Genomic DNA, 2,321 nt, shown 5'->3' with positions numbered 1-2,321 from the left:
AAATAGTTGTCTCCATAGTCTAGCGGTTAGGACGCTGCCCTTTCAAGGCGGTAGCGCGGGTTCGATTCCCGCTGGAGATGCCATTTTACCAGGATAAAAATGCAAAAAATTTTAATGGCAAAAGCAGTTGCTTTATGGTTGATTGATAATACAAAACTTACATTTCAACAAATTTCTGAATTTTGTCGAATGCATGAGCTTCAGATAGAAGCTTTGGCCAACGGCGAGGGGAACATCGCTTCTATGGATCCAGTTATGCTGGGGGACCTTACAAAAGAAGAAATTATTCGTTGTGAAGGAGATCCTAGTGCTGTATTGATGCTAAATCGAAAGGTGGGCACCTGTCAAAAGAAACGAAAAGCTTACGTAAGCTTGGCAAAACGAAAAGAAATTCGAAATGGAGTGTTGTGGTTAGTGCGGTTTTATCCAGACCTTAAAGACACCGATATTGTTAAATTTCTTCCCACCACCAAAAGCACCGTTCATGCTATTCGTTCTGGAATGTATTGGGATATCAAGAGTTTAACACCGAAAAATCCTGTTTTGATAGGTTTGTGTACACAGGAATCTTTAGAGCAGTTGATTGCCTTAAGTGAAGAGCGCAGCCCTTCTTATCATAAAAATTTAGTAGTGAACGCTAAAAAATAGTCACTCAGTTCAAAGGGAACAGACTATGCATGCGCTGCTTTAATAAAAGATTTAAAAAAAAGACGATATCCTGTCTTTCATTCGCAAAACACAGTCTATTTTGAAGCACGAAAGAAGGGAAGCGGCGCCCATCCCCTTTCTTTGTGAAAGAATATAGGAAACCTTTACCAAACAGTATAGAAATGTTCTTGTTAGTTTTTTTTGTACCCCCTTTGTGGTAATAATCATTAAAGGACCTAAAAATCATTTTAGATTGATTAAACCTTTTTCTTTTTACGGTACTTAACTTTTAAACTGGAGCGATTCGTCAGTCTTAAAAGAATCTCCAGACTGACGATGAAGACGCTCTGCGTCAGAGATAAATGACTGAATTTCTTCGTTCGTCCACTCTAAAAGAGGTTTAACCTCTTGGCGTTTTTTAAAAACCTCAGTGCTTAAAATTTTTAACAGCACCTCACGACTTTTCAAAGCCACGGCTAATTCTTTATCCGCCATAGCTTGATGAAAAATCGTATTCAGATCTCGAATTACGTCTTGTAATTCGAGAAACTTGTCTGAAGACTCCATCTCTAGTCTCTATCTCCTAAGCGCAGCATGTACAAAAACATGTTCAAAACGTCTAAGTACAGATTCAAAGCTCCTAAAATCGAAGCACGTTCACGAATAGAAGTATCTAAGGGTAACCGAAAATACAAATCTTTCAACGCCTGCGTATCATAAGCAGCAAGTCCTGTAAAAATAATCACACCTAAAATAGAGATCGCAAAATCTGTTATGCTGCTTGCCAAAAAGATATTAATCACAGAAGCTATAACTAGTCCTAAGGCTCCCATAATTAAAAAAGACCCCATTCTGGTTAAATCTTTTTTTGTAAGATACCCAAAAGCGCTTGCGCCCCCAAACATGAAAGAAGTCACAAAAAAAGCGCGGCTGATTGCGTGTATAGAAAACTGATGAAAAAACCCAGCAAGACTGACGCCTACGAGCGCTGCATACACCCAAAACAACGTCTGTGCTCTTTGCACTGTAGCTTGTCCTATCCGGCTTCCCATAATCCAAACCAAGCCTAATGTCAAAAAGCCAACGATTGGAGAAATACTATGAAAGAAGTAGCGAATTCCAGGGGGAGCAACATTAATCGCAAACCCAACAACTCCAGTCAACCCTAGCCCTAGTGCCATATAGCTGTAAATTCCCATTAAAAATTTTTGTAATCCCGTGTCTGCGGTATTACGCGAAGATGTCTTTAAAGAGTACATAATTTTAAGTCTCCGTACGTATTAAGTTCCACTCGTTCAGTATAGCATTTTTTTTCTTTTAGGCAAAATCTTAATAAATTCATATTCAAATTCCTTTTAGTTAATAAAAAATTTAATTACTCAATTGCTTAGTTGATATTATATAAGCAGTTTTTTTGCTCCTCAGAAAACAAGAGTATTAAAAAAATTATAAAAAATATATTTTTTTATTTTTGAGGCTTTTAACCAAAGATAGCATGATTAATTTTCAAAGTTTTATTAACGTGAAGTGCCGCAAAAATACGCAGTGTTCCCTCTAGCATCTCAAGTGATCGTGTGTTTGCAAGGGGGGGCGAAATCTTGCAAACCAATGGCAATGTCGAGCATTATTTTGTTCAATGGAAAACGGTTTATCTTGCCCCTGAAAGAGGCGGG

The 2,321-nt window shown here is 37.9% G+C and carries 4 protein-coding genes and 1 tRNA gene; 2 read left to right on the top strand and 3 right to left on the bottom strand.

What is annotated here, in order from left to right; translation table 11 throughout:
* Positions 1 to 8 precede the first annotated feature (8 nt).
* Positions 9 to 83, top strand: a tRNA-Glu gene (locus K737_RS06155).
* A 16-nt stretch (positions 84 to 99) separates the two neighbouring features.
* Positions 100 to 648, top strand: a complete 549-nt coding sequence (locus K737_RS06150) for a cell cycle transcriptional regulator TrcR (protein WP_023491515.1) — start codon at positions 100 to 102, stop codon at positions 646 to 648.
* A 282-nt stretch (positions 649 to 930) separates the two neighbouring features.
* Here the strand turns inward: K737_RS06150 and K737_RS06140 are convergent, their stop codons facing one another.
* The 3 genes from K737_RS06140 to K737_RS11530 form a co-directional block, all read right to left on the bottom strand.
* Positions 931 to 1,215, bottom strand: a complete 285-nt coding sequence (locus tag K737_RS06140) for a hypothetical protein (protein ID WP_006289604.1) — start codon at positions 1,213 to 1,215, stop codon at positions 931 to 933.
* 2 nt (positions 1,216 to 1,217) lie between these two features.
* A complete protein-coding gene (locus K737_RS06135; RefSeq protein WP_006289603.1) occupies positions 1,218 to 1,907 on the bottom strand; it encodes a Bax inhibitor-1/YccA family protein in 690 nt (229 codons plus the stop codon).
* Between the two features lie 221 nt (positions 1,908 to 2,128).
* Positions 2,129 to 2,257, bottom strand: a complete 129-nt coding sequence (locus K737_RS11530) for a hypothetical protein (RefSeq protein ID WP_268743839.1) — start codon at positions 2,255 to 2,257, stop codon at positions 2,129 to 2,131.
* Positions 2,258 to 2,321: the final 64 nt, after the last annotated feature.

The sequence above is a fragment of the Holospora undulata HU1 genome (assembly GCF_000388175.3).
In the GTDB taxonomy this organism is placed as follows: domain Bacteria; phylum Pseudomonadota; class Alphaproteobacteria; order Holosporales; family Holosporaceae; genus Holospora; species Holospora undulata_A.
This window is presented reverse-complemented; position numbering and strand designations above follow the sequence as displayed.